We start from the raw sequence: 25,381 nt of genomic DNA, 5'->3' as shown, positions 1-25,381 counted from the left end.
CGACGCTGGCCGATCGCTTCATCCAGATGTGCGGCGGCCTTGCCGAGCGCGAAATGGAAGCCCAGGTGCTGGACTCCATGGACCTGGAGCGTGAACGCGGGATCACCATCAAGGCCCACAGCGTCACCCTTTATTACACCGCCCGCGATGGCATCAAGTACCAGCTGAACTTCATTGACACCCCCGGCCACGTCGACTTCACCTACGAAGTCAGCCGGTCGCTGGCGGCCTGTGAAGGTGCGTTGCTGGTGGTCGATGCCGGTCAGGGCGTTGAAGCGCAGTCGGTTGCCAACTGCTACACGGCAATCGAGCAGGGCCTGGAAGTCATGCCAGTCCTGAACAAGATCGACCTGCCACAGGCCGATCCGGACCGCGTCAAAGAAGAAATCGAAAAAATCATCGGCATCGATGCCACCGATGCGGTCGAGTGCAGTGCCAAGACTGGCCTGGGCGTCGACGAAGTGCTCGAACGCCTGGTTCACACCATTCCCGCGCCGACCGGCAACTACGAAGATCCGCTGCAAGCGTTGATCATCGACTCCTGGTTCGACAACTACCTGGGCGTTGTTTCCCTGGTACGCGTGCGTCACGGTCGTGTGAAGAAGGGCGACAAGATCCTCGTCAAGTCCACCGGCAAGATCCACCTGGTGGACAGCGTCGGTGTATTCAATCCGAAACACACCCCTACCGTCGACCTGAAGGCCGGTGAAGTGGGCTTCATCATCGCCAGCATCAAGGACATTCACGGTGCGCCAGTGGGCGATACCCTGACCTTGAGCTCGACGCCGGACGTCGATGTGCTGCCAGGCTTCAAACGCATTCAGCCACAGGTGTACGCCGGTTTGTTCCCGGTCAGCTCCGACGACTTCGAAGACTTCCGCGAGGCGCTGCAAAAGCTCACCCTCAACGATTCGTCGCTGCAATACACACCGGAAAGCTCAGACGCACTGGGTTTCGGCTTCCGTTGCGGCTTCCTCGGCATGCTGCACATGGAAATCATCCAGGAGCGCCTGGAGCGCGAATACAACCTGGACCTGATCACCACGGCGCCGACGGTAATCTTCGAGCTGCTGCTCAAGACCGGCGAGACGATCTATGTCGATAACCCGTCCAAGCTCCCGGACCTGTCGTCGATCGAAGACATGCGTGAGCCGATCGTGCGGGCCAATATCCTTGTGCCGCAAGAGCACCTGGGTAACGTCATTACCCTGTGTATCGAAAAGCGTGGCGTGCAGCACGACATGCTGTTCCTCGGTACCCAGGTACAAGTGACCTACGATTTGCCGATGAACGAAGTGGTCCTCGACTTCTTCGACCGTCTGAAATCCACCAGCCGTGGCTATGCTTCGCTGGATTACCATTTCGATCGTTACCAATCGGCTAGTCTGGTGAAACTGGACGTGCTGATCAACGGCGACAAGGTCGACGCCCTGGCGTTGATCGTGCACCGTGACAATGCGCACTACAAAGGTCGCCAGTTGACCGAGAAGATGAAGGAACTGATTCCGCGGCAGATGTTCGACGTGGCAATCCAGGCCGCCATTGGCGGGCAGATTGTGGCGCGGACAACCGTCAAGGCGCTCAGAAAGAACGTATTGGCCAAATGCTACGGTGGTGACGTCAGCCGTAAGAAAAAGCTGCTGGAAAAGCAAAAGGCCGGTAAGAAACGCATGAAGCAGGTCGGTAACGTGGAGATTCCACAAGAAGCCTTCCTTGCAGTGCTCAGGTTGGATAGTTAGGTCCTATGTCACTAAATTTCCCGCTGTTGCTGGTCATCGCCGTGTTCGTCTGCGGCCTGTTGGCGTTGCTCGATCTGCTGTTCCTGGCGCCACGGCGCCGGGCTGCCATTAACTCCTATCAAGGAAGCGTCAGCCAGGCTGACATGGTGGTGGTCGAGAAACTGAACAAAGAGCCGCTGCTGGTCGAATACGGCAAGTCGTTCTTCCCGGTGTTGTTCATCGTACTGGTGCTGCGTTCGTTCCTGGTGGAACCGTTCCAGATTCCTTCCGGCTCGATGAAACCGACCCTGGACGTCGGCGACTTCATTCTGGTGAACAAATTTTCTTACGGGATCCGCCTGCCGGTGATCGACAAGAAAGTCATCGAAGTCGGTGATCCGCAGCGCGGTGATGTGATGGTGTTCCGCTACCCGAGCGACCCGAACGTCAATTACATCAAGCGTGTGGTTGGCCTGCCGGGTGACCAGATTCGCTATACCGCAGACAAGCGTCTGTTCGTCAACGGTGAATCGATCGCCGAACAACTGGTCGGCTCCGAGCCGGGCACGTTGGGCAGCGCCGAGCTCTACAAGGAAAAACTCGGCATTGCCGAGCACCTTATCCGCAAGGAAATGAGCCGCTACCGCGCAGCGCCGGATCGTTCGTGGACCGTGCCTGCCGGGCACTACTTCATGATGGGCGACAACCGCGACAACTCGAATGACAGTCGCTACTGGGATGATCCGAGTATTCCCAAGAATCTGCTGGGCATGGTTCCCGACAAGAATATCGTCGGCAAGGCCTTCGCAGTCTGGATGAGCTGGCCGGAACCCAAACTCAGTCACCTGCCGAATTTCTCGCGGGTTGGCCTGATCAAGTAATCACACACGGCGCTGTTGAACACAGCGCCGAATGCATTTCTGGAGTCGGCATAATCGGCACCGGACGCATGAAAACAATGATATTCAGGACGTTATTTTTGAACACAGCGTTAATTGTCCCAAGCCTGCGCCGCACCACGGCGATGGCGGTGGAATCCAGCCACGAACTCAGCGTGGGTAAACCGTGAGCGTCTCCTTAAGCCGTCTAGAGCGTCAGCTCGGCTACACCTTCAAAGACCAGGAACTGATGGTCCTGGCCCTGACTCACCGCAGCTTTGCCGGGCGCAACAATGAACGCCTGGAGTTCCTCGGTGATGCCATCCTCAACTTCGTCGCTGGCGAGGCGCTGTTCGATCGCTTCCCGCTGGCCCGCGAAGGCCAGTTGTCGCGTTTGCGCGCCCGCTTGGTGAAAGGTGAAACCCTGGCCGTACTGGCCCGTGGTTTCGATCTGGGCGAATACCTGCGCCTGGGTTCCGGCGAATTGAAAAGCGGTGGTTTCCGTCGCGAATCGATTCTGGCCGATGCCCTCGAAGCGCTGATTGGTGCGATCTACCTGGACGCCGGCATGGACATGGCGCGCGAGCGCGTGCTGGCCTGGCTGGCCGGAGAGTTCGAAGGCCTGACGCTGGTCGATACCAACAAAGATCCGAAAACCCGCCTGCAGGAATTCCTGCAGTCCCGTGGTTGCGAGCTGCCGCGTTACGAAGTGGTGGATATCCAGGGTGAGCCGCATTGCCGGACGTTCTTCGTTGAATGTGAAATCATCTTACTGAATGAAAAAAGCCGAGGTCAGGGTGTGAGTCGTCGTATTGCCGAACAGGTAGCGGCCGCCGCAGCACTGATTGCCCTGGGTGTGGAGAATGGCAATGACTGATTCAACCGCAACTCGCTGTGGCTATGTTGCCATCGTCGGCCGTCCCAACGTGGGCAAGTCCACGCTGCTGAACCACATTCTGGGTCAGAAGCTGGCGATTACCTCGCGCAAGCCGCAGACCACCCGTCACAACATGCTCGGCATCAAGACCGAAGGCGCCGTTCAGGCGATCTACGTCGACACCCCGGGCATGCACAAGGGCGGCGAAAAGGCTCTGAACCGCTACATGAACAAGACCGCTTCGGCGGCGTTGAAAGACGTCGACGTGGTGATCTTCGTGGTTGACCGCACCAAGTGGACCGACGAAGACCAGATGGTCCTCGAGCGCGTTCAATACGTGACCGGCCCGCTGATCGTGGCGCTGAACAAGACCGACCGTATCGAAGACAAATCCGAGCTGATGCCGCACCTGAGCTGGTTGCAGGAACAGCTGCCGAACGCGCAGATCATGCCGATCTCGGCCCAGCACGGGCACAACCTGGACGCGCTGGAACGAGTGATCGCCGAGCACCTGCCGGAAAACGATCACTTCTTCCCGGAAGATCAGATCACTGACCGCAGCAGCCGCTTCCTTGCCGCCGAACTGGTGCGCGAGAAAATCATGCGCCAGTTGGGCGCCGAGCTGCCGTACCAGATCACCGTGGAAATCGAAGAGTTCAAGCAGCAGGGCAAAACCCTGCACATCCATGCGTTGATCCTCGTCGAACGTGACGGCCAGAAAAAAATCATCATTGGCGACAAGGGCGAGCGCATCAAGCGCATCGGCACCGAGGCGCGCAAGGACATGGAGTTGCTGTTCGACTCCAAGATCATGCTTAACCTGTGGGTCAAGGTTAAGGGTGGCTGGTCCGATGACGAACGTGCGTTGCGTTCGCTGGGTTACGGCGACCTGTAAACCGTTTGGCAGCACATAGATCTACTGTGGGAGCGGGCTTGCTCGCGAAGAGGATGTAACATTCAGCATTGATGTTGACTGTTACACCGCTTTCGCGAGCAAGCCCGCTCCCACATTGGTTTTGGGTTGTTTTTAAAACTGCGCTCCGTCATTGAGAACCCTGACTTCCATGTCTCAAGCCCCCATCGGCCAACCCGCGTACGTCCTCCACTCCCGTGCCTACCGCGAAAGCAGTGCGCTGGTGGATTTCCTTACGCCGCAAGGTCGGCTACGGGCGGTGTTGCGCAGCGCGCGGGGCAAGGCTGGAACCCTGGCGCGGCCGTTTGTGCCGCTGGAAGTCGAATTCCGTGGGCGGGGTGAATTGAAAAACGTCGGTCGCATGGAAAGCGCCGGTGTTTCCACCTGGCTCAACGGCGAGGCGCTGTTCAGCGGTCTCTACCTCAACGAGTTGCTGATCCGTCTGCTGCCCGCCGAAGACCCCCATCCCGCAGTCTTCGATCACTACGCCGCGACCTTGCTCGCCCTGGCCGAAGGCCGTCCATTGGAGCCATTGCTGCGCTCCTTCGAATGGCGTTTGCTCGATGACCTCGGTTACGGTTTCGCCTTGAACACTGATATCCATGGCGACCCCATCGCGCCGGATGGCCTCTACCGCTTACAAGTGGATGCAGGCCTGGAACGGGTCTATCTGCTGCAACCGGGTCTGTTCAACGGCACTGAATTGCTGGCCATGGCCGATGCCGACTGGTCCGCGCCCGGAGCGCTGTCCGCTGCCAAGCGCTTGATGCGTCAGGCGCTGGCCGTTCATTTGGGCGGTCGTCCGCTAGTCAGTCGCGAGTTGTTTCGCAAGCCATAGTTTCGCAAGCCTTGCGTCAACAGACCCAGGCTCCCCGTGTATGCTGTGCACCGAACTTTCCCCTATTTCAGGAGCGCTTCCGTGACCACCAGCAATCGCATTCTTCTTGGCGTGAACATCGACCACGTTGCCACCCTGCGTCAGGCCCGGGGTACTCGCTACCCGGATCCGGTCAAGGCAGCGCTGGACGCGGAAGAGGCGGGCGCTGACGGCATCACCGTGCACTTGCGCGAAGACCGTCGGCATATTCAGGAACGCGACGTGTTGCTGCTCAAGGATGTGCTGCAAACCCGCATGAATTTCGAAATGGGCGTCACCGAAGAAATGATGGCGTTCGCCGAACGCATCCGCCCGGCGCACATTTGCCTGGTCCCGGAAACCCGTCAGGAGCTGACCACTGAAGGCGGTCTGGACGTGGCAGGGCAGGAGGCGCGGATCAAGGCTGCGGTGGATCGTCTGGCGAAGATTGGCTGTGAAGTATCGCTGTTCATCGACGCTGACGAGCGGCAGATCGAAGCATCACGCCGTGTTGGTGCGCCAGCCATCGAATTGCACACCGGGCGTTATGCGGATGCCGAGACACCAGCCGAAGTCGCTGAAGAGCTCAAGCGCGTGGCCGATGGCGTGGCATTTGGTCTGGCCCAGGGGTTGATCGTCAACGCCGGCCACGGTCTGCACTATCACAACGTCGAGGCTGTTGCGGCGATCAAGGGCATCAATGAACTGAACATCGGCCATGCGCTGGTGGCCCACGCGTTGTTTGTCGGGTTCAAGTCGGCTGTTTCCGAGATGAAGGCGCTGATTCTGGCTGCTGCACTGAAGGGTTGAGATCGGCGGCGCTGCCTTCGCGGGCAAGCCTCGCTCCTACAGTTTCGTGTCGATCGCAATTGTGTGTTTGACACAAACCTGTAGGAGCGAGGCTTGCCCGCGAAGGCGTCTTTGGAGACGACAACGATTTAAAGCGGCGGGGTTTCCTGGCTCGGCTTGGTCTTGTCGACCCCCGGCACATGCAGGTTGCCTTCGGCGACCTGATTGCCTTCCAGCTGCGGCTGCGTGACCCACGTCAGGATGTCGTAGTAACGACGGATGTTCGCCACGAAGTGCACCGGCTCGCCACCCCGGGCGTAGCCGTAACGGGTTTTGCTGAACCACTTCTTCTCGGACAGTCGTGGCAGGATTTTCTTCACGTCCAGCCACTTGTCCGGGTTCAACCCTTCCTTGGCCGCCAGTTTGCGCGCGTCATCCAGGTGACCGCTGCCAACGTTGTAGGCTGCGAGCGCGAACCACGTACGATCCGGCTCCTGGATCGACTCATCCAGTTGCTCTTTCATATAGGCCAGGTACTTTGCCCCACCCATGATGCTCTGCTTGGGATCGAGTCGATTGGACACGCCCATGGCTTGCGCCGTGTTCTGGGTCAGCATCATCAATCCGCGCACGCCGGTCTTGGACGTGACCGCCGCTTGCCACAGCGATTCCTGATAACCGATCGCCGCCAGCAGGCGCCAGTCGACTTTCTCTTTCTTGGCGTACGTCTTGAAATGCTGTTCGTATTTGGGCAGCCGCTGCTGCAGATGCTGGGCGAAGGTGTAGGCGCCCATGTAACCGAGTACATCGACGTGCCCGTAATAGCGATCCTTGAGGCGTTGCAGGGTGCCGTTTTTCTTCACTTTGTCGAGGTAATCGTTGATCTCGTTGAGCAGGCTGTTGTCTTCGCCGGCGGCCACGGCCCAGCTCTGATTGCTGGCGTCACCGAGATCGAAGGCGACCCGCACGTTGGGGAAGTACACCTGGTTCATCGCGACTTCGTTGGAATCGACCAGGGTCAGATCGATCTGGGCTTCGTCGACCATGCGCAGCAAGTCGACGACTTCAACCGCGTCGGACTCTTCGTATTCAATGCCGGGATATTTCTTTTTCAGCGCTGCCAATTGCTCGGCGTGGGTGCTGCCCTTGAGCACCATGATCTTCTTGCCGACCAGGTCGCCTGCGTCGGTCGGCCGTGACTGGCCGTTGCGGTAGATGATTTGTGGGGTGACTTCGAGGTAGGAGTGGGAAAATCGCACCTGTTTTTTTCGTTCTTCGCTGCTGACCAGGCCGGCAGCAGCCAGCACCGGGCCATTGGGCTTACCCACCTGATTGAACAGGTCGTCGAGGTTGTCGGCGGTTTCGATCTTGAGCTCGACCCCCAGATCGTCGGCGAAGCGCTTCACCAGCTCGTATTCGAAGCCGGTTTCACCGTTGCGATCCTGAAAGTAGGTGGCGGGACTGTTACGGGTAACCACCCGCAGCACGCCATCCTCCTTTACGCGCTCCAGCGTGTTGGGTTTATCAACACAGCCACCGAGCACCAGGAAGAGTCCGGTTGCGATCAGCCATTTGGCGTACCGCGGACGCAAAGCCGTTGGGGAAAACATCTGCGCAGTATACGCAAAGGACCACGAGCGCCATATCTCGACAGCGAAGGGCTTGTCTGCTAGAGAGTCTGAAACCCGCTTGGAGCCCGCAGGAATGGGCCCGGACAGCATTTTGTGACAGAAAAAATAACCCTCGGCGCGCGCCTGTTCAGGGCCCGAATACCCGGCCCGACGTTCGGGTGCAGCCGTGCGTACCGTTTCGGGTGATGTCGCGGGCGGTTTAGGCTAGAATGCACGGCCTCAAAGCACACCCCTTCCCGAGGCTGTCCCGAAGATGTTGATCCTGCGCGGCGCTCCTGCCCTTTCTGCCTTTCGCCAGAGCACCCACCTTGAGCAACTGAGCCAGAAGGTTCCGGCTGTCAGCGGCTTGTATGCTGAATTCGCTCACTTCGCCGAAGTTACCGGCGTCCTGACCGGCGACGAACAGCAGGTGCTCGCGCGCCTTCTGAAGTACGGCCCAAGCGTTCCAGTACAAGAGCCCACCGGTCGCCTGTTTCTGGTGTTGCCACGTTTCGGCACCATCTCGCCATGGTCCAGTAAAGCCAGCGACATCGCTCGCAACTGCGGCCTGACGAAAATCCAGCGCCTGGAGCGCGGCATCGCGTTCTACGTCGCCGGCCAGTTCAGCGACGCTGAAGCGCAGCTGATTGCTGACGGTCTGCACGACCGCATGACCCAGATCGTGCTGGACAACCTTGAACAAGCCGCCGGCCTGTTCAGCCACGCCGAACCCAAGCCCCTGACCGCGATCGACGTGTTGGGTGGCGGCCGCGCCGCGCTGGAAAAAGCCAACACCGAGCTGGGCCTGGCCCTGGCCGAAGACGAGATCGACTATCTGGTCGCAGCCTTCGTCGGCTTGAAGCGCAACCCGCATGACATCGAATTGATGATGTTTGCCCAGGCGAACTCCGAGCACTGCCGCCACAAGATCTTCAACGCCAGTTGGGACATCGACGGTCAGAGCCAGGAAAAAAGCCTGTTCGGCATGATCAAGAACACCTATCAGATGCACAGCGACGGTGTTCTGTCGGCTTATAAGGACAACGCCTCGGTAATCGTCGGCTCCGTCGCCGGCCGTTTCTTCCCGGACCCTGAAACCCGTCAGTACGGCGCGGTGCAGGAACCGGTGCACATCCTGATGAAAGTCGAAACTCACAACCACCCGACCGCGATTGCCCCGTTCCCGGGCGCGTCCACCGGTAGCGGCGGTGAGATTCGCGACGAAGGTGCAACCGGTCGCGGCGCCAAGCCAAAGGCTGGCCTTACCGGTTTCACCGTGTCCAACCTGCAAATCCCGGGCTTCGAACAGCCGTGGGAAGTGCCATACGGCAAACCTGAGCGCATCGTGACCGCGCTGGACATCATGATCGAAGGTCCACTGGGGGGCGCCGCGTTCAACAACGAATTCGGTCGTCCGGCCCTGACCGGCTATTTCCGTACCTTCGAACAATCGATCACCACCCCGCGTGGCGACGAAGTTCGCGGTTACCACAAGCCGATCATGCTGGCTGGCGGCATGGGTAATATCCGTGCCGAACACGTACAGAAAGGCGAGATCACCGTTGGCTCCAAGCTGATCGTGCTCGGCGGCCCGGCAATGCTCATCGGCCTGGGCGGCGGTGCTGCCTCTTCCATGGCCACCGGCACCAGTTCGGCCGATCTGGACTTCGCATCCGTACAGCGCGAAAACCCGGAAATGGAACGTCGCTGCCAGGAAGTCATCGACCGTTGCTGGCAGTTGGGTGATAAAAACCCGATCAGCTTCATCCACGACGTCGGCGCGGGCGGTCTGTCCAACGCCTTCCCGGAACTGGTCAACGACGGCAACCGTGGCGGTCGCTTCGAACTGCGCAACATTCCAAACGACGAGCCGGGCATGGCCCCGCACGAAATCTGGAGTAACGAATCCCAGGAACGCTACGTTCTGGCGGTTGGGCCTGCGGACTTCGAACGCTTCCAGGCGATCTGCGAACGTGAGCGTTGCCCGTTTGCCGTGGTCGGCGAAGCCACTGCCGAACCGCAACTGACCGTGACCGACAGCCACTTCGGCAACAGCCCGGTGGACATGCCGCTCGAAGTGCTGCTGGGCAAAGCCCCGCGCATGCACCGTTCGGCCGTTCGCGAAAACGAGCTGGGCGACGATTTCGATCCGTCGACCCTCGAGATCGCTGACTGCGTCGAGCGCGTTCTGCATCATCCGGCCGTGGCCAGCAAAAGCTTCCTGATCACCATCGGCGACCGCACCATCACCGGCCTTGTGGCCCGTGATCAGATGGTCGGCCCGTGGCAGGTTCCGGTGGCCGACGTTGCCGTCACCGCTACCAGCTTCGACGTCTACACCGGTGAAGCCATGGCCATGGGCGAGCGTACTCCGCTGGCTCTGCTGGACGCTCCGGCGTCGGGTCGCATGGCCATCGGCGAAACCCTGACCAACATCGCGGCTTCGCGCATCGCCAAAATCTCCGACATCAAACTGTCGGCGAACTGGATGTCCGCTGCCGGTCACCCGGGTGAAGACGCGCGTCTGTACGACACCGTGAAAGCGGTCGGCATGGAACTGTGCCCGGACCTGGGCATTACCATTCCGGTGGGCAAGGACTCGATGTCCATGGCCACCCGCTGGAACGACGAAGGCGTCGACAAGACGGTGACTTCGCCGATGTCGCTGATCGTGACCGGCTTCGCCCCAGTGGCTGACATCCGTCAGACCATGACCCCGCAATTGCGCATGGACAAGGGCACCACCGACCTGATCCTGATCGACCTCGGTCGCGGTCAGAACCGCATGGGCGCTTCGATCCTCGCTCAGGTTCACGGCAAACTCGGCAAGCAGGCCCCGGACGTCGATGACGCCGAAGACCTGAAAGCCTTCTTCGCCGTGATCCAGGGCCTCAACGCCGACGGTCATTTGCTGGCTTACCACGACCGTTCCGACGGTGGTCTGCTGACCAGCGTGGTGGAAATGGCCTTCGCCGGTCATTGCGGCCTGAGCTTGAACCTCGACGGTCTGGCAGAAACCTCCGCCGACATCGCCGCGATCCTGTTCAACGAAGAACTGGGTGCTGTTATCCAGGTTCGCCAAGACGCCACTCCGGACATCCTCGCGCAGTTCAGCGCAGCTGGCCTGGGTGACTGCGTGTCGGTGATCGGTCAGCCGATGAACAATGGCGAGATCAGCATCACCTTCAACGGCGACACCGTGTTCGAAGGTCAGCGTCGTCTGCTGCAACGTCAGTGGGCCGAGACCAGCTACCAGATCCAGCGTCTGCGTGATAACGCCGACTGCGCCGAACAAGAGTTCGACGTGCTGCTGGAAGAAGACAACCCGGGCCTGAGCGTCAAGCTCAGCTACGACGTCAACCAGGACGTCGCCGCGCCTTACATCAAGAAAGGCATCCGCCCACAGGTTGCCGTGCTGCGTGAGCAGGGCGTCAACGGTCAGGTGGAAATGGCGGCTGCGTTCGACCGCGCCGGTTTCAACGCGATCGACGTGCACATGAGCGACATTCTGGCCGGCCGTGTCGACCTGAACGAGTTCAAGGGGCTGGTGGCTTGTGGCGGTTTCTCTTACGGCGACGTATTGGGCGCCGGCGAAGGCTGGGCCAAGTCCGCGCTGTTCAACAGCCGCGCTCGCGATGCCTTCCAGGGCTTCTTCGAACGTAACGACAGCTTCACCCTCGGCGTTTGCAACGGTTGCCAGATGATGTCCAACCTGCACGAGCTGATCCCGGGCAGCGAGTTCTGGCCGCACTTCGTGCGTAACCGTTCCGAGCAGTTCGAAGCTCGCGTTGCCATGGTTCAGGTCCAGGAGTCGAACTCGATCTTCCTGCAAGGCATGGCCGGTTCGCGCATGCCAATCGCTATCGCTCACGGTGAAGGCCATGCCGAATTCGCCAGCGAAGAAGCGTTGCTGGAAGCCGATCTGTCGGGTTGCGTGGCGATGCGTTTCGTCGACAACCACGGCAAGGTCACCGAAAACTACCCGGCCAACCCGAACGGCTCGCCGCGCGGGATCACCGGTTTGACCAGCCGTGACGGTCGCGTGACCATCATGATGCCGCACCCGGAGCGGGTATTCCGCGCCGTGCAGAACTCGTGGCGTTCGGAAGACTGGAACGAAGACGCACCCTGGATGCGTATGTTCCGTAACGCTCGCGTTTGGGTTAACTAAGAGCGGGAGTTGATTGCCGTGTACAAGCTCGGTTTTTTTGTTCCGGCCAGTCATGTCGAGGTGGTCAAGAGTGCTGTGTTCGCTGCCGGTGGCGGGCGGATCGGGGCTTATGATCACTGCGCGTGGCAGGTGTTCGGGTTGGGTCAGTTTCGTCCTCTGGATGGCAGTCAGCCGTTTATTGGTGAAGCGGGGCAGGTCGAGCAGGTTGAGGAATGGAAGGTTGAGCTGGTGGTCAGCGATGAGTTGATTCGGGCGGTAGTGGAGGCTCTGAAAGAGAGCCATCCCTACGAGACGCCGGCTTATGAGGTATGGCGGTTGGAAGACTTCTGATCTTCCTGGTCGCTGAAAATGAGAAACCCGCTGAAAGTGATTTCAGCGGGTTTTTTGTTGGCTGCGATTTGGGGCGTGGCGGCCTTCGGGCCGACCAGGTTCTTGTTGATTGAGTACATATCCGTTGCTGCGGTAACGGCGGCTTAGGGTTTCGCCCTTACGGCGAGGCACTTTTGGCAAACGCCCCAAAAGTACCCAAAAGGTCTCGCCCCAAGCGTCCGGCCCCTCGCTGAAGCTCGGCGTTCCTTCGCTCCGGTATCCATCTGGGGGCATCGCCCTACGGTCTGCTTCGCTACGACCTACATGCGATGGGTTCGACTGCGTCGAACGGCGCTACGCGCCAATCCCCAGATAAACACCGGAACGAGGCCTCCCGAAGGGGCGGGCAGATCAAGATCAAAAGCCAGATCAAAAGCTGCAGGCGAGCTAACGCTCGGCCTGTTGAGTGGTGAAAGGCGGGTGTACGCCGCTCCACTGTGGGAGCGGGCTTGCTCGCGAAGGCGGCCTGACAGCCGACCAATCTCTCTCAGACATACATCGCCCCACTTGTAGGAGCGAGGCTTGCCCGCGAAGACGGCCTGACAGCCGACCAATCTCCCTCAGATGTACTCCGACCCACTGTGGGAGCGAGCCTGCTCGCGATGGCGGCCTTACAGACAACGATGTTTATTGATTGCTAAAAATATCAGAACCTTCCCACAAGTTTTTCAGGTTGTCCGTCGGAAGTGGACTCTCTAACCTTTGGCTGTCGCTGCCAATTCAGTGACCGGGACTGCAAGCCCGCCGATAGTTTGTTAGACACCTTTAAGCGCACCTATAATCGTGGCGCTTAAATCAATGGTCATCGATTTATGGTGGCTGTGTGCGGGAGACCTTCGGGTCTGCCGAGGGCCTAACAACTCGGTCTTGCAGACCCGCGCACAGCTGCCACCCATCATCTGCAAGTGATGCTGGTAGCTCCAACTTTTTGTTAGGAGTTTCACAATGATCAAAGACAGCCCAAATCCTCCAGAAACAGACGTAGAAACAGATTTAGAAACAAACATGGAAAACGAATCCGTTTCCCCCTACGCCTGCCTCAATTCCAAAAAACTCCACGACGCCGCAATCCGTGCACTCGATCACTATCTCGCGCCACCTTCCCAAAAGAAGGTCAAAGCCGGCCAGCGTCCAAGTACGATCTTCGTGGTCGCGCCGAACGTAGATTCCGAAACTCTGCTGGCCCATGCCTGTGAAACCCTGGCTTCGGCGAATGTCATGGCCAGTGAGTTGGCGTTCGATCTAACCGGCCCAGCGTGCAATCTGGCCTTGGGGATTCAGCAGATGATTTCGTTGGCGGAGTTGTCGGTGAATCGTGTGTTGGATCATCTGGACCCGCAGGGGTAGCACAATGAAAAAAGCCCGCTGGACCTGTGACGGTCAGCGGGCTTTGAGATTTTCATTGGTTGTGCGGGCCTCTTCGCGGGCAACCCGCTCCCGGATTTTGATCTGCACCCAAAAAGTTGGATACCAATCCTAATGTTGGGGTCAGATCACCACAGGCAACCCCCTCGCCACAAAAGCTCCTCGCCAGCCTTGAAGGTAGCCCTTAGGGGCGAATCTCAATCATCGTGCCGTCCGGCACCAAACCCCAAACCTCGCGCATGTCCATGTTGCGCATGGCGATGCAGCCATCGGTCCAGTCCAGCGTATGGAACAGGTCTTCGGGATTGTCTTCGGTGTCCGGGGTGCCGTGGATCATGATCATGCCGCCAGGCTCGACGCCTTCGCGCCGGGCACGGGCGGCGTCGCTGATGTTGGGGTAGGAGATGTGCATCGCCAGGTTGAAACGGTCGCTGATCTTGCGCCAGTCCACCCAATAAAAGCCTTCGGGGGTGCGTTTGTCGCCCTCCATCAGCTTCGGCCCTTTGGGGCGTTTCCCTAAGGAAATGCGATAGGTCTTGATCGGCTTGCCATCATTGATCAATTGCAATTGATGGGCCGATTTGAGAACCAGGACTTTTTCGATGACTTTGCCGTCCAGCGTTTCCGTGGAGGAAGCCTGGCTGACAGCGGCGAACGATAAGCAAAAAACAGCAAGCAACCAGCGCATTGAAACGATATCCCTAAGAGGTGTCGCGACTATTTATTTTATAGGTGCTTTTATGTGTGGCAGCTTTAAATGATGGCAGGCTGGACGAGCGGCGGGATCGATTCGGACCGCACGGGGTAGACCTCGGTCCGCCGGTCAGCGAAGAAGCATTCTAAGGTACGGCCCACCGTGCGGAAAGCCAGTTCGCCCCAAGGGATGTCGGCTTCTTCGAACAGTTGCACTTCCAGGCTCTCGGGCCCCGCGGAAAAATCCAGGTCCACCAGCTCGGCGCGAAAGAACACATGCACCTGGCTGATGTGTGGCACGTCGATCAGTGTATAGATACTCAGGTTGCGCACCCGGGCACAGGCTTCCTCGGCGGTCTCGCGAATGGCGGCCTGCTCGATGGTCTCACCGTTTTCCATGAACCCGGCGGGCAGGGTCCAGTAACCGAGCCGTGGCTCGATGGCGCGACGGCACAGCAACACCTTCGAACCCCAGACCGGCACGCAACCGGCGACGATATTGGGGTTTTGGTAATGGATGGTATGACAGCTGTCGCAGACAAAACGCAGGCGCGAATCGCCTTCGGGAATGCGCTGGGTTACCGGGTTGCCGCACTGGCTGCAAAATTTCATGCTTGGGTTCCTGAATGCTGCGCCTATCTTGGCGTGCAGCGGTGTCGGTCGGCAAGTTGTCGTTTCGCGACATGAGGCTGTTCGGGGCTTGGGCGGCCGATGCGATTGGTGCATGATGCAGGGTAAGGCACAGATCGAGAAGACTCATGCTGGACGAGCTACTGCACCGGGTAAGCAATCACACGCCGCGTACGCTGGAAACCGACCGACGTTTCCCCGAAGCCGCGGTATTGGTGCCCATCACGCGCAGTGACGAACCGGAACTGGTGCTAACCCTTCGCGCCAGCGGGCTTTCGACCCATGGCGGCGAAGTTGCCTTTCCCGGCGGTCGACGCGACCCCGAAGACCCTGACCTGATTTTTACCGCCCTGCGCGAAGCCGAAGAAGAAATCGGCCTGCCGCCGGGGCTGGTTGAAGTGATCGGCCCGCTGAGCCCATTGATCTCCCTGCACGGCATCAAGGTCACGCCCTATGTTGGCGTGATTCCGGATTTCGTCGAATACCAGGCCAACGATGCCGAGATCGCCGCGGTGTTCAGCGTGCCGCTGGAGTTCTTCCGCAAAGACCCACGAGAGCACACTCACCGCATCGACTATCAGGGCCACAGTTGGTACGTGCCGAGCTACCGTTATGGCGAGTACAAGATCTGGGGGCTGACGGCGATCATGATCGTCGAGTTGATCAACCTGCTCTATGACGCGAAAATCAGCCTGCATCAACCACCCAAGAGTTTTATCAACACCTGAAGCCATCGTTCGCATGGCATGAGTCTGCGGCTGCCTGAGCCTTTGAGGACAATAAGATGAAATACCGCCTGGGCGACGCCCGCGTCGACACCCATCCGCAGAGTTGGGTCGCACCCAATGCCGTGCTGGTGGGCAAGGTCAAACTGGAAGAGGGCGCCAACGTCTGGTTCAACGCCGTGTTGCGTGGCGACAACGAACTGATCCTGATCGGCAAGAACAGCAATGTGCAGGACGGCACCGTAATGCACACCGACATGGGCTACCCGCTGACCATTGGCACCGGCGTGACCATCGGCCACAACGCGATGCTCCACGGCTGCACGGTGGGCGATTACAGTCTGATCGGCATCAACGCGGTGATCCTCAATGGCGCGAAAATCGGCAAGAACTGCATCATTGGCGCCAACTCGCTGATCGGTGAAGGCAAGGAAATTCCGGACGGATCGCTGGTCATGGGCTCACCGGGCAAGGTCGTGCGCGAGTTGACCGAGCCGCAAAAGAAGATGCTCGAAGCCAGCGCTGCCCACTATGTGCATAACTCGCAGCGTTACGCCCGCGATCTGGTCGAGCAGGAAGAATGAGCACCACTGAACGACCTGTTCCATCGCCGTGCGTGAACATTTGTGCGCTGGATGAGGATGACATTTGCACCGGGTGTCAGCGCACGGTGGAAGAAATCACCCGCTGGAGCCGGATGGACAACGCAGAGCGACGCAAGGTGCTGGGGTTGTGTCATGAGCGGGCGAAGTCGAGTGGGTTGATCTGGATGCTGCCATCCAAATCCGATTCCTGAGTTGTCAGCACTTTTGTGGCGAGGGAGCTTGCTCCCGCTGGGCAGCGAAGCAGCCCCCAGCTGACAAAGGTATTCCATCTGACACACTGCATACGCTGATTTGAGGGCCGCTTCGCGCCCCAACGGGGGCAAGCCCCCTCGCCACAGGTTATCTATGCGCTGAGGATGAAGTACCCTGTGCACCAAAATCGACAGGTACTCCCACCCCATGCTCTTCCTGATCGCCTACATCAGCAGCGTCGTGCTGATCAATTACGCCTTTTCCAGCGCCCCGCATCTGGACATCATCTGGTCGGCCTGGGGTGGTCTTGTGTTCGTGCTGCGGGACATGGTGCAAACCCGCTTCGGCCACGGCGCGATCGCGGCGATGCTGGCGGCGCTGGTGCTGTCTTATGTCACTTCTGACCCGTCTATCGCACTGGCCAGCGCGATCGCATTCGCCGTGTCCGAGTGCATCGACTGGCTGGTGTTCAGCATCACCAAGCGTCCATTGCATGATCGCCTGTGGATAAGTTCGGCGCTGAGCATCCCGCTGGACACCTTCATCTTCTTCGGCATGATCGATGCGTTCACTCCGGCCGTGATCCTCACCGCCATGGGGTCGAAGTTCGCAGGTGTGACAGTCGTGTGGCTGATCATGGCCTGGCGCTTGCGTAATCAGGCCGTCGTCAGCTGAAGCCAAACCCTCAGGTTCATGTAAAATGCCGCGCTTTCTCCCCATGGGAAGCGTGCCAGGCACCGCATCCCTCGATGATCCGCTTCTTGAGGACCTGAGATGACCCGTATCGGAACTCCATTGTCGCCAACCGCGACCCGCGTATTGCTGTGTGGCTGTGGTGAGTTGGGCAAGGAAGTGGTGATCGAGCTGCAACGCCTGGGCGTTGAAGTGATTGCCGTGGATCGCTACGCCAATGCGCCGGCCATGCAAGTCGCCCATCGCAGCCATGTGATCAACATGCTCGACGGCCCAGCCCTGCGTGCAGTGATCGAAGCCGAGAAGCCGGACTTCATCGTGCCGGAAATCGAAGCCATCGCCACCGCGACCCTGGTAGAGCTGGAGTCCGAAGGCTTCACCGTGATCCCGACCGCTCGCGCCGCGCAGCTGACCATGAACCGCGAAGGTATCCGTCGCCTGGCCGCCGAAGAACTGGGCCTGCCGACGTCGCCGTACTACTTCGCCGACACCTTCGAGGACTACAGCAAGGCTGTCGACGATCTGGGTTTCCCCTGCGTGGTCAAACCGGTCATGAGTTCCTCGGGCAAAGGCCAGAGCCTGCTGCGCAGCGTCGATGACGTGCAGAAAGCCTGGGATTACGCTCAAGAAGGTGGCCGCGCCGGTAAAGGTCGCGTGATCATCGAAGGCTTCATCGATTTCGACTACGAAATCACCCTGCTGACCGTGCGTCACGTTGGCGGCACTACGTTCTGTGCGCCGGTTGGCCACCGTCAGGAGAAGGGCGACTATCAGGAATCCTGGCAGCCACAAGCCATGAGCCCGGTTGCTCTGGCTGAATCCGAGCGCGTTGCCAAAGCGGTGACCGAAGCCTTGGGTGGCCGTGGTCTGTTTGGCGTCGAGTTGTTCATCAAAGGTGATCAGGTCTGGTTTAGCGAAGTCTCGCCGCGCCCGCACGACACCGGTCTGGTGACCCTGATTTCCCAGGACCTGTCGCAGTTCGCGCTGCACGCACGGGCGATCCTGGGCCTGCCGATTCCATTGATTCGTCAGTTCGGGCCTTCGGCTTCGGCGGTGATTCTGGTGGAAGGGCAGTCGACTCAGACAGCATTCGCCAATTTGGGCGCTGCGCTGAGCGAGCCGGATACTGCGTTGCGTCTGTTCGGCAAGCCTGAGGTCAATGGCCAGCGTCGGATGGGTGTGGCGTTAGCGCGTGATGAGTCGATTGAAGAGGCTCGTGCGAAGGCGACCCGTGCTTCTCAGGCTGTTGTTGTAGAGCTGTAAACCGAGTCGCGCCATTCGCGGGCAAGCCTCGCTCCTACAGGTCATTTGTTGAACGCACTACTGTCGTTTGACGTGATCCCTGTAGGAGCGAGGCTTGCCCGCGAAGCTTTTGGCTTCAGGCAACCCGATTCAAATCGTTATGCCGCGTCTCCTTCAGGCACAGCGCCGCGATCAAGCTCAGCACCGCCGCCCCCGATACATACCCGCCGACATAACTCAAACCGCCCATCGCCACCAGTTTCTGCGCAAAGAACGGTGCCGCCGAGGCTCCGACAATGCCGCCCAGATTGTAGGCCGCCGACGCGCCGGTATAGCGCACGTGGGTCGGGAACAGCTCCGGCAGCAGCGCGCCCATCGGCGCAAACGTCACGCCCATCAGAAACAGTTCGATGCACAGGAACAGCGCCACGCCCCAGGTCGAGCCTTGGGTCAGCAGCGGTTCCATCAGGAATCCGGACAGAATCGCCAGCACGCCGCCGATGATCAGCACCGGTTTGCGCCCGAAACGATCACTGGCCCAGGCCGACAGCGGTGTCGCGGCCGCCATGAACAGCACCGCGAAACACAGCAGAGCGAGGAAGGTTTCGCGGGTGTAGCCGAGCGTCGACACACCGTAGCTCAGCGAAAACACTGTCGAGATATAGAACAGCGCGTAGCACACCACCATCGAGCCGGCGCCCAGCAGCATCGGCGCCCAGTATTGGCTGAACAGCTCGACCAGCGGGATCTTCACCCGTTCCTGACGAGCCATGGCATTGGCGAATACCGGGGTTTCGTGGAGCTTGAGGCGTACATACAGGCCCACCATCACCAGCGCGGCACTGAGCAGGAACGGAATCCGCCATCCCCACGAACGGAACTGCTCGTCGTTCAGGCTCATGGCCAGGGTCAGGAACAGGCCGTTGGCCGCAAGAAATCCGATCGATGGGCCGAGTTGCGGGAACATGCCGTACCAGGCGCGCTTGTCTTTGGGCGCGTTCTCCGTGGCCAGCAATGCGGCGCCGCCCCATTCACCGCCCAGCCCCAGGCCTTGGCCGAAGCGCAGCACGCAAAGCAGGATCGGCGCCCAGGCGCCAATGCTGTCGTAACCCGGTAGCACGCCAATCAGCGTGGTACACACGCCCATCAGCAGCAGGGAGGCGACCAGTGTCGATTTACGGCCGATGCGGTCACCGAAGTGACCGAACAGCGCCGAACCCAGTGGCCGCGCAAGGAAGGCGATACCGAAGGTGAGGAACGCCGACAGCATCTGGGCGGTGCCGGAGGTTTGCGGAAAGAACACCGGACCGATCACCAGCGCTGCCGCAGTGGCATAGACGTAGAAGTCGTAGAACTCGATGGCCGTGCCGATGAAACTCGCGGTGGCGACTCGGGTGGCGGAGTTGGCTGGTTGGACAGGCGCGGTGTCGCTGAACGTTGTGCTGGTCGTCATGCGGTAATCCCTGACAGTCATGGGCCCCGGTGGAGCGAATTATTATGGTCGAATACCCAGGGATGTGGGTTCAGATACGGTCGCTGTTCAAGGTAGGAACAGTCGTCGCAGTGGTGCGGATATTGTCGATGATCTGGCCGGAACCTGCTGCGCGCGGGGTAAGCACGTGGTTCGGCGGGGGCTTGGGTAAGCGACTTGATTATAGGAAGGCGGCTAACGATCTCACAAGGGCATGGATATTGAAAAAGATCGCAGCCTCGCTTCGCTCGACAGCTCCTACAAAGGAACGCATTCCAAACTGTAGGAGCTGTCGAGCGAAGCGAGGCCGCGATCTTTTGCTGAGCTAACGGACGAGGGCAGGTACTGAGCTGGTATGCCAGATCAACACCCGCGTAACGCGATTGTCTTCCGTCTCCAGTATCTCCAGCCGATAACGCCCGATTTTCAGGCAAACCGCACTGTCGGGGATCGTTTCCAGCGCCTCGGTCACTAACCCGTTGAGGGTTTTCGGACCATCACTGGGCAGATGCCAGCCAAGGCTCTTGTTCAATTCACGAATCGACGCCGCACCCTCGATGACCAAACGCCCATCGGCCTGCGGATGGATGTGCGGATTATCCAAGCTGTGCTGGCTTTCGAACTCACCGACGATTTCTTCGAGAATGTCTTCCAGGGTCACGATGCCCAGCACTTCGCCGTACTCGTCGACCACCATGCCCAAACGCCGCTGCTGCTTGTGAAAGTTCAGCAATTGCAGTTGCAGCGGGGTGCTTTCCGGTACGAAGTACGGTTCGTGACTGGCTGCCAGCAGCGCTTCCCGGGTCAGGCTTGAATCCGGCAGTAAATGACGGATTTGCCGGGTGTTGAGCACGGCTTCGACCTGGTTGATGTCGCTGTGGAATACCGGCAAGCGGGTGCGTCTGTTATGGCGCAATTGTTCGATGATTTCTTCGAGGGAATCGTCCAGATTGATTCCGTCGACGTCACTGCGCGGCACCAGAATATCGTTGACCGTGATGTTATCCAGCGCATGGATACCTGACAGCGAATGCGGGCGACTGGCGGCGTGTTCGTGATCGTCATGCCGATCTGCTGGCGCCTCGTCTTCGCTTTGTTGTACCACATTGATTTTGCGGGCGAATGGTCGCATCAGCAGTTGGCTGATGGCATTGAGCAGCCAGGCAGCCGGGTAGACGATCTTCAAGGGTATGCCGAGCAGTGTGTTGCCCAGGCTCAGGACAGCATCTGGATAGCGCACGGCAAGGGTGCGCGGCAGGTAGTCGGCGAACACCAGCAGCACCGCGCTGGCACCGAGGCAGGCAATCCATACACCGTTTTGCGCCCAGGTGAAAATCGCCAGCAAAGTGCTGATGACCACTACCAGCGCGCGGCACAGGGTATTGCAGAGGATCAGGCTGTTGAGCGGGAAACTCAGCTTCGCAACGGGTTTGTCGCCCGAACGCGAGGCCGTGCGCTGGGCCAGCAGCTGCTGTTGTGCAATTTCGATGGCGGTAAACAGCCCCGACCATAAAATCAGCAGGGCCAGCACCGCGAGCATCGGCCCTATGGGCAAGTCGTCCATTAATGCCGCCCGTCAGATATGCAGAATGTATTCGCGGACCAGCTTGCTGCCGAAGTACGCCAGCATCAGCAGGCAAAAACCGGCAAGGGTCCAGCGGATGGCTTTGTGTCCGCGCCAGCCGAGGCGGTTACGCCCCCAAAGCAGAACGCTGAACACGATCCAGGCCAGGCACGCCAGCAAGGTTTTATGCACCAGGTGCTGGGCGAACAGGTTCTCGACGAACAGCCAGCCGGAGATCAGCGACAACGAAAGCAGGCTCCAGCCGGCCCAAAGGAAACCAAACAGCAGGCTTTCCATGGTTTGCAGCGGCGGGAAGTTCTTGATCAGCCCGGATGGATGCTTGTGTTTGAGCTGATGGTCCTGAACCAGCAGCAGCAAAGACTGGAACACGGCAATGGTGAACATGCCGTAAGCGAGGATCGACAAGAGGATGTGGGCGAGGATGCCTGGTGCTTCGTCAATGATCTGCACCGTACCGGCGGGGGCGAACTGTGCCAGCACCACGGTGGCGGCGCCCAGCGGGAACAGCAATAGCAGCAGGTTTTCCACCGGAATCCGCGAGCAGGCCAGCAGGGTCAGGGCGATGACCGCTGCGGCAATCAGGCTGGCGGCGCTGAAAAAGTCCAGGGCCAGGCCGATCGGTGTCAGCAGATAGGTGATCAGGCTGACGCTGTGAGCCAGCACGGCCAGCACACCGAGCGTGACCAGCAGGCGCTTGTTCGCCTTGGCGCCGGTGGCCAGACGAGTGCCTTGATAGAGGGTCGCAGCGGCATATAAGCAGGCGGCGGCGAGGGTGGTAAGCAAACTGGGTGACAAGGGGAGCATAAATCCTGTTAGGCAAGCCCGAAAGGCGCTGAGTTTGGCATAGAACCCCCATAGCACGAAAGACCATGCAACCTGACGGCGAGGTGTCCGCCAGACGCAGTCTTCGCTATAATCCGCGACCTGCCCACGCCGCAGGCTCGCCGAGCACATGTTTATTCCGGTCTGGGCCGCCATTATCCCGGTCTACACAGGGCCTTAAAGGATCGCGCAATGTTTGAAAACTTAACCGACCGTCTCTCGCAGACGCTGCGCCATGTCACCGGCAAAGCCAAACTGACCGAAGACAACATCAAAGACACCCTGCGCGAAGTGCGCATGGCGTTGCTCGAAGCTGACGTCGCCTTGCCGGTGGTCAAAGACTTCGTCAACTCGGTCAAGGAGCGCGCTGTCGGCACCGAGGTGTCGCGCAGCCTGACGCCGGGCCAGGCCTTCGTGAAAATCGTCCAGGCCGAACTCGAAAGCCTGATGGGCGCGGCCAACGAAGACTTGAACCTGAGCGCCGTTCCTCCTGCTGTCGTGTTGATGGCCGGTTTGCAGGGTGCGGGTAAAACCACCACCGCCGGCAAGCTCGCGCGCTTCCTTAAAGAGCGCAAGAAGAAGTCGGTCATGGTCGTGTCCGCGGACGTTTACCGTCCGGCGGCGATCAAGCAGCTTGAAATGCTCGCGGGTGAAGTTGGCGTTACCTTCTTCCCGTCCGACCTGAGCCAGAAGCCGGTCGACATCGCGCAAGCCGCTATTAAAGAAGCAAAACTGAAATTCATCGACGTGGTCATCGTCGATACCGCCGGTCGTTTGCACATCGACGAAGAAATGATGGGCGAGATCAAGGCGCTGCATGCCGCGATCAACCCGGTTGAAACCCTGTTCGTGGTCGATGCCATGACTGGCCAGGACGCCGCCAACACGGCCAAGGCCTTCGGCGATGCGCTGCCGCTGACCGGTGTGATCCTGACCAAGGTCGACGGCGATGCCCGTGGCGGTGCCGCGTTGTCGGTACGTGCCATCACCGGCAAGCCGATCAAGTTCATCGGTATGGGCGAGAAGAGCGAAGCGCTCGAGCCGTTCCACCCTGAGCGTATTGCTTCGCGCATCCTCGGCATGGGTGACGTGCTCAGCCTGATCGAGCAGGCCGAACAGACTCTCGACAAAGACAAGGCCGATAAACTGGCCAAGAAGCTGAAGAAGGGCAAGGGCTTCGACCTCGAAGACTTCCGCGATCAGCTGCAACAGATGAAAAACATGGGCGGCCTCGGCGGCCTCATGGACAAACTGCCGAACATAGGTGGTGTGAATCTGGCGCAAATGGGCAACGCCCAGGGCGCGGCAGAGAAACAGTTCAAGCAGATGGAAGCCATCATCAACTCCATGACCCCGGCCGACGCCGCGACCCTGAGCTGATCAGCGGTTCGCGCAAGCGCCGGATCGCCATGGGTTCCGGCACTCAGGTGCAGGACATCGGTCGCTTGATCAAGCAGCACAAGCAGATGCAGAAGATGATGAAGAAATTCTCCGCGAAAGGCGGAATGGCCAAAATGATGCGCGGCATGGGCGGTATGTTGCCCGGCGGCGGCATGCCGAAAATGTAAAAGATTCGCGCCGGCAGTCATGTCGGCGCTGCCCACATGGAAGTGGGATCTCCAGCAAACCCGCACTTGGCGGGAGCTGACTGGCCGTTTTCAACGACGGCTCTATAGCAAATCTGGATGGCGACCGATAGGCCGCCGGAAAAAGACATTTGCAAAAGTCCGGATATTCCTTAGAATATGCGGCCTTTCGGGCACCTATGCCCGCTGTGCCTTTAGATTTGCAGCACCGACTACAGGAACGATGTTCACATGCTAACAATCCGTCTTGCCGTTGGGGGCTCAAAAAAGCGCCCGTTTTACCACTTGACCGTAACCGACAGCCGTAACCCGCGCGACGGTTCGCAAAGGAACAGGTTGGTTTCTTCAACCCTGTTGCTCGTGGTCAAGAAGTTCGTCTGTCCGTGAACCAAGAGCGCGTAGCCTACTGGCTGAGCGTTGGTGCACAACCTTCTGAGCGCGTTGCTCAGTTGTTGAAGGAATCTGCTAAGGCTGCGGCCTGAGCAATATGAGCGCGACGCCAGCTGTTGCCGATGATTTGATCGTTATTGGCAAAATTTATTCTGTTCATGGCGTTCGCGGCGAAGTGAAGGTGTATTCCTTTACTGATCCGACTGAAAACCTGTTGCAGTACAAAACCTGGACGCTCAAGCGCGAAGGCAATGTGAAGCAGGTCGAGCTGGTCAGCGGACGCGGGAGCGACAAGTTCCTGGTCGCAAAGCTCAAGGGTCTTGATGATCGTGAAGAAGCGCGTCTTCTGGCTGGTTATGAGATCTGTGTGCCGCGCAACCTGTTCCCTGAATTGACCGACGGCGAGTACTACTGGTACCAGCTGGAAGGTCTGAAGGTTATCGATCAACTCGGGCAGCTGCTCGGGAAAATCGATCATCTTCTGGAAACCGGCGCCAATGATGTAATGGTGGTCAAGCCTTGCGCTGGTAGCCTGGATGATCGCGAACGCCTGTTGCCCTATACGGAGCAATGCGTGTTGGCTGTCGACCTTGCCGCAGGCGAGATGAAGGTGGAATGGGATGCGGACTTCTAAACGTGGCTAACCTGCGCGTAGAAGTGATCAGTTTGTTTCCCGAGATGTTCTCCGCCATCAGCGAGTACGGCATCACCAGTCGGGCGGTGAAACAGGGGCTGTTGCAGCTCACCTGTTGGAATCCGCGAGACTACACGACGGATCGACATCACACGGTGGATGATCGCCCATTTGGCGGTGGTCCGGGCATGGTGATGAAGATCAAGCCCCTGGAAGATGCTCTGGTTCAGGCCAAGGCAGCAGCCGGGGAGGCGGCGAAGGTGATTTACCTGTCCCCCCAAGGCCGTCAACTGACTCAGTCGGCGGTGCGCGAGTTGGCGAATCTGGATGCATTGATCCTGATTGCCGGCCGCTATGAAGGCATTGACGAGCGTTTTATTGATGCTCATGTCGATGAAGAGTGGTCGATTGGCGACTATGTACTGTCTGGCGGTGAGCTGCCGGCGATGGTCCTGATCGATGCGGTTACACGACTGCTGCCTGGAGCTTTAGGGCATGCGGAGTCCGCCGAGGAAGATTCCTTTACGGATGGTTTGCTGGATTGCCCGCACTACACCCGACCGGAGG

The 25,381-nt window shown here is 59.3% G+C and carries 22 protein-coding genes and 2 pseudogenes; 18 read left to right on the top strand and 6 right to left on the bottom strand.

Features of this window, described 5'->3' with window-relative positions:
* The 6 genes from lepA to pdxJ form a co-directional block, all read left to right on the top strand.
* Window positions 1–1,739, top strand: a 1,739-nt coding sequence (lepA, locus tag ACIPLA_RS25800; protein ID WP_401177039.1) for a translation elongation factor 4, incomplete at its 5' end; no start/stop codon positions are given.
* A gap of 5 nt (window positions 1,740–1,744) precedes the next feature.
* A complete protein-coding gene (lepB, locus tag ACIPLA_RS25795; RefSeq protein WP_008073129.1) occupies window positions 1,745–2,599 on the top strand; it encodes a signal peptidase I in 855 nt (284 codons plus the stop codon).
* Window positions 2,600–2,783: 184 nt separating this feature from the next.
* Complete coding sequence (rnc, locus tag ACIPLA_RS25790) at window positions 2,784–3,473, top strand: ribonuclease III (protein WP_007905528.1); 690 nt, start codon at window positions 2,784–2,786, stop codon at window positions 3,471–3,473.
* Window positions 3,466–4,368, top strand: a complete 903-nt coding sequence (gene era, locus ACIPLA_RS25785) for a GTPase Era (protein ID WP_008073130.1) — start codon at window positions 3,466–3,468, stop codon at window positions 4,366–4,368. The genes rnc and era overlap by 8 nt, the downstream gene beginning before the upstream one ends.
* Window positions 4,369–4,537: 169 nt before the next feature.
* Entirely contained in the window at window positions 4,538–5,224 is a 687-nt protein-coding gene (gene recO, locus ACIPLA_RS25780) for a DNA repair protein RecO (RefSeq protein ID WP_008073131.1), read from the top strand.
* A gap of 81 nt (window positions 5,225–5,305) precedes the next feature.
* Window positions 5,306–6,052 carry a pyridoxine 5'-phosphate synthase gene (gene pdxJ, locus ACIPLA_RS25775; protein ID WP_401177034.1) on the top strand — a complete coding sequence of 249 codons (747 nt, stop codon included), beginning with the start codon at window positions 5,306–5,308 and terminating at the stop codon, window positions 6,050–6,052.
* Between the two features lie 128 nt (window positions 6,053–6,180).
* Here the strand turns inward: pdxJ and mltF are convergent, their stop codons facing one another.
* Window positions 6,181–7,641: a membrane-bound lytic murein transglycosylase MltF gene (mltF, locus tag ACIPLA_RS25770; protein ID WP_192345531.1), complete on the bottom strand. Its 1,461-nt coding sequence runs from the start codon at window positions 7,639–7,641 to the stop codon at window positions 6,181–6,183.
* Between the two features lie 274 nt (window positions 7,642–7,915).
* Here mltF and purL point away from each other — a divergent pair, with 274 nt between their 5' ends.
* The 3 genes from purL to ACIPLA_RS25755 all read left to right on the top strand — a co-directional run bounded on the left by purL (window position 7,916) and on the right by ACIPLA_RS25755 (window position 13,528).
* A complete protein-coding gene (gene purL / locus ACIPLA_RS25765) occupies window positions 7,916–11,812 on the top strand; it encodes a phosphoribosylformylglycinamidine synthase (protein ID WP_401177030.1) in 3,897 nt (1,298 codons plus the stop codon).
* A gap of 18 nt (window positions 11,813–11,830) precedes the next feature.
* Window positions 11,831–12,142 (top strand): divalent cation tolerance protein CutA, encoded by a 312-nt coding sequence (gene cutA, locus ACIPLA_RS25760; RefSeq protein ID WP_401177027.1) that lies wholly within the window; start codon window positions 11,831–11,833, stop codon window positions 12,140–12,142.
* A gap of 984 nt (window positions 12,143–13,126) precedes the next feature.
* A complete protein-coding gene (locus ACIPLA_RS25755) occupies window positions 13,127–13,528 on the top strand; it encodes a DUF6124 family protein (RefSeq protein WP_401177024.1) in 402 nt (133 codons plus the stop codon).
* Between the two features lie 202 nt (window positions 13,529–13,730).
* Here ACIPLA_RS25755 and ACIPLA_RS25750 read toward each other — a convergent pair whose 3' ends face one another.
* Both ACIPLA_RS25750 and ACIPLA_RS25745 read right to left on the bottom strand, forming a co-directional pair.
* Window positions 13,731–14,234, bottom strand: a complete 504-nt coding sequence (locus ACIPLA_RS25750; protein WP_192345534.1) for a murein L,D-transpeptidase family protein — start codon at window positions 14,232–14,234, stop codon at window positions 13,731–13,733.
* 65 nt (window positions 14,235–14,299) lie between these two features.
* On the bottom strand, window positions 14,300–14,851 hold the full coding sequence (locus ACIPLA_RS25745) for an NUDIX hydrolase (RefSeq protein ID WP_218398945.1): 552 nt from the start codon (window positions 14,849–14,851) through the stop codon (window positions 14,300–14,302).
* 146 nt (window positions 14,852–14,997) lie between these two features.
* On the opposite strand from ACIPLA_RS25745, the gene ACIPLA_RS25740 reads away from it, so the two are divergent.
* The 5 genes from ACIPLA_RS25740 (at window position 14,998) to purT (ending at window position 18,347) form a co-directional block, all read left to right on the top strand.
* The gene (locus ACIPLA_RS25740; RefSeq protein WP_007897550.1) at window positions 14,998–15,597 is read left to right on the top strand and encodes a CoA pyrophosphatase; all 600 of its coding nucleotides are present in this window, start codon (window positions 14,998–15,000) and stop codon (window positions 15,595–15,597) included.
* A 56-nt stretch (window positions 15,598–15,653) separates the two neighbouring features.
* Window positions 15,654–16,178, top strand: a complete 525-nt coding sequence (locus ACIPLA_RS25735) for a gamma carbonic anhydrase family protein (RefSeq protein WP_003221962.1) — start codon at window positions 15,654–15,656, stop codon at window positions 16,176–16,178.
* Window positions 16,175–16,390 carry a DUF1289 domain-containing protein gene (locus ACIPLA_RS25730; RefSeq protein ID WP_007897551.1) on the top strand — a complete coding sequence of 72 codons (216 nt, stop codon included), beginning with the start codon at window positions 16,175–16,177 and terminating at the stop codon, window positions 16,388–16,390. Before ACIPLA_RS25735 ends, ACIPLA_RS25730 begins: the two co-directional genes overlap by 4 nt.
* Window positions 16,391–16,598: 208 nt before the next feature.
* Window positions 16,599–17,066 (top strand): preQ0 transporter, encoded by a 468-nt coding sequence (locus ACIPLA_RS25725; RefSeq protein ID WP_401177019.1) that lies wholly within the window; start codon window positions 16,599–16,601, stop codon window positions 17,064–17,066.
* Between the two features lie 99 nt (window positions 17,067–17,165).
* Complete coding sequence (gene purT, locus ACIPLA_RS25720) at window positions 17,166–18,347, top strand: formate-dependent phosphoribosylglycinamide formyltransferase (protein ID WP_401177016.1); 1,182 nt, start codon at window positions 17,166–17,168, stop codon at window positions 18,345–18,347.
* A 115-nt stretch (window positions 18,348–18,462) separates the two neighbouring features.
* Here the strand turns inward: purT and ACIPLA_RS25715 are convergent, their stop codons facing one another.
* The 3 genes from ACIPLA_RS25715 to ACIPLA_RS25705 all read right to left on the bottom strand — a co-directional run bounded on the left by ACIPLA_RS25715 (window position 18,463) and on the right by ACIPLA_RS25705 (window position 22,186).
* Complete coding sequence (locus ACIPLA_RS25715; protein ID WP_401177014.1) at window positions 18,463–19,779, bottom strand: MFS transporter; 1,317 nt, start codon at window positions 19,777–19,779, stop codon at window positions 18,463–18,465.
* A gap of 343 nt (window positions 19,780–20,122) precedes the next feature.
* On the bottom strand, window positions 20,123–21,361 hold the full coding sequence (locus tag ACIPLA_RS25710) for an HlyC/CorC family transporter (protein ID WP_218398949.1): 1,239 nt from the start codon (window positions 21,359–21,361) through the stop codon (window positions 20,123–20,125).
* Between the two features lie 12 nt (window positions 21,362–21,373).
* On the bottom strand, window positions 21,374–22,186 hold the full coding sequence (locus tag ACIPLA_RS25705; protein WP_032830310.1) for an inner membrane protein YpjD: 813 nt from the start codon (window positions 22,184–22,186) through the stop codon (window positions 21,374–21,376).
* Between the two features lie 210 nt (window positions 22,187–22,396).
* Here ACIPLA_RS25705 and ffh point away from each other — a divergent pair.
* The 4 genes and pseudogenes from ffh to trmD all read left to right on the top strand — a co-directional run.
* Window positions 22,397–23,772, top strand: a pseudogene (ffh, locus tag ACIPLA_RS25700) (signal recognition particle protein).
* A 249-nt stretch (window positions 23,773–24,021) separates the two neighbouring features.
* Window positions 24,022–24,272: pseudogene (rpsP, locus tag ACIPLA_RS25695) on the top strand (30S ribosomal protein S16).
* A gap of 5 nt (window positions 24,273–24,277) precedes the next feature.
* Window positions 24,278–24,814: a ribosome maturation factor RimM gene (rimM, locus tag ACIPLA_RS25690; protein WP_305446784.1), complete on the top strand. Its 537-nt coding sequence runs from the start codon at window positions 24,278–24,280 to the stop codon at window positions 24,812–24,814.
* Window positions 24,796–25,381: tRNA (guanosine(37)-N1)-methyltransferase TrmD (gene trmD, locus ACIPLA_RS25685; protein WP_401177008.1), on the top strand; the 586-nt coding region annotated here is incomplete at its 3' end. The genes rimM and trmD, both read left to right, overlap by 19 nt.

Source organism: Pseudomonas sp. NPDC086112, from assembly GCF_044746425.1.
In the GTDB taxonomy this organism is placed as follows: Bacteria; Pseudomonadota; Gammaproteobacteria; order Pseudomonadales; family Pseudomonadaceae; genus Aquipseudomonas.
Note: the sequence above shows the minus strand (reverse complement) of the source record. Positions and strands in the feature narration are given on the sequence as shown.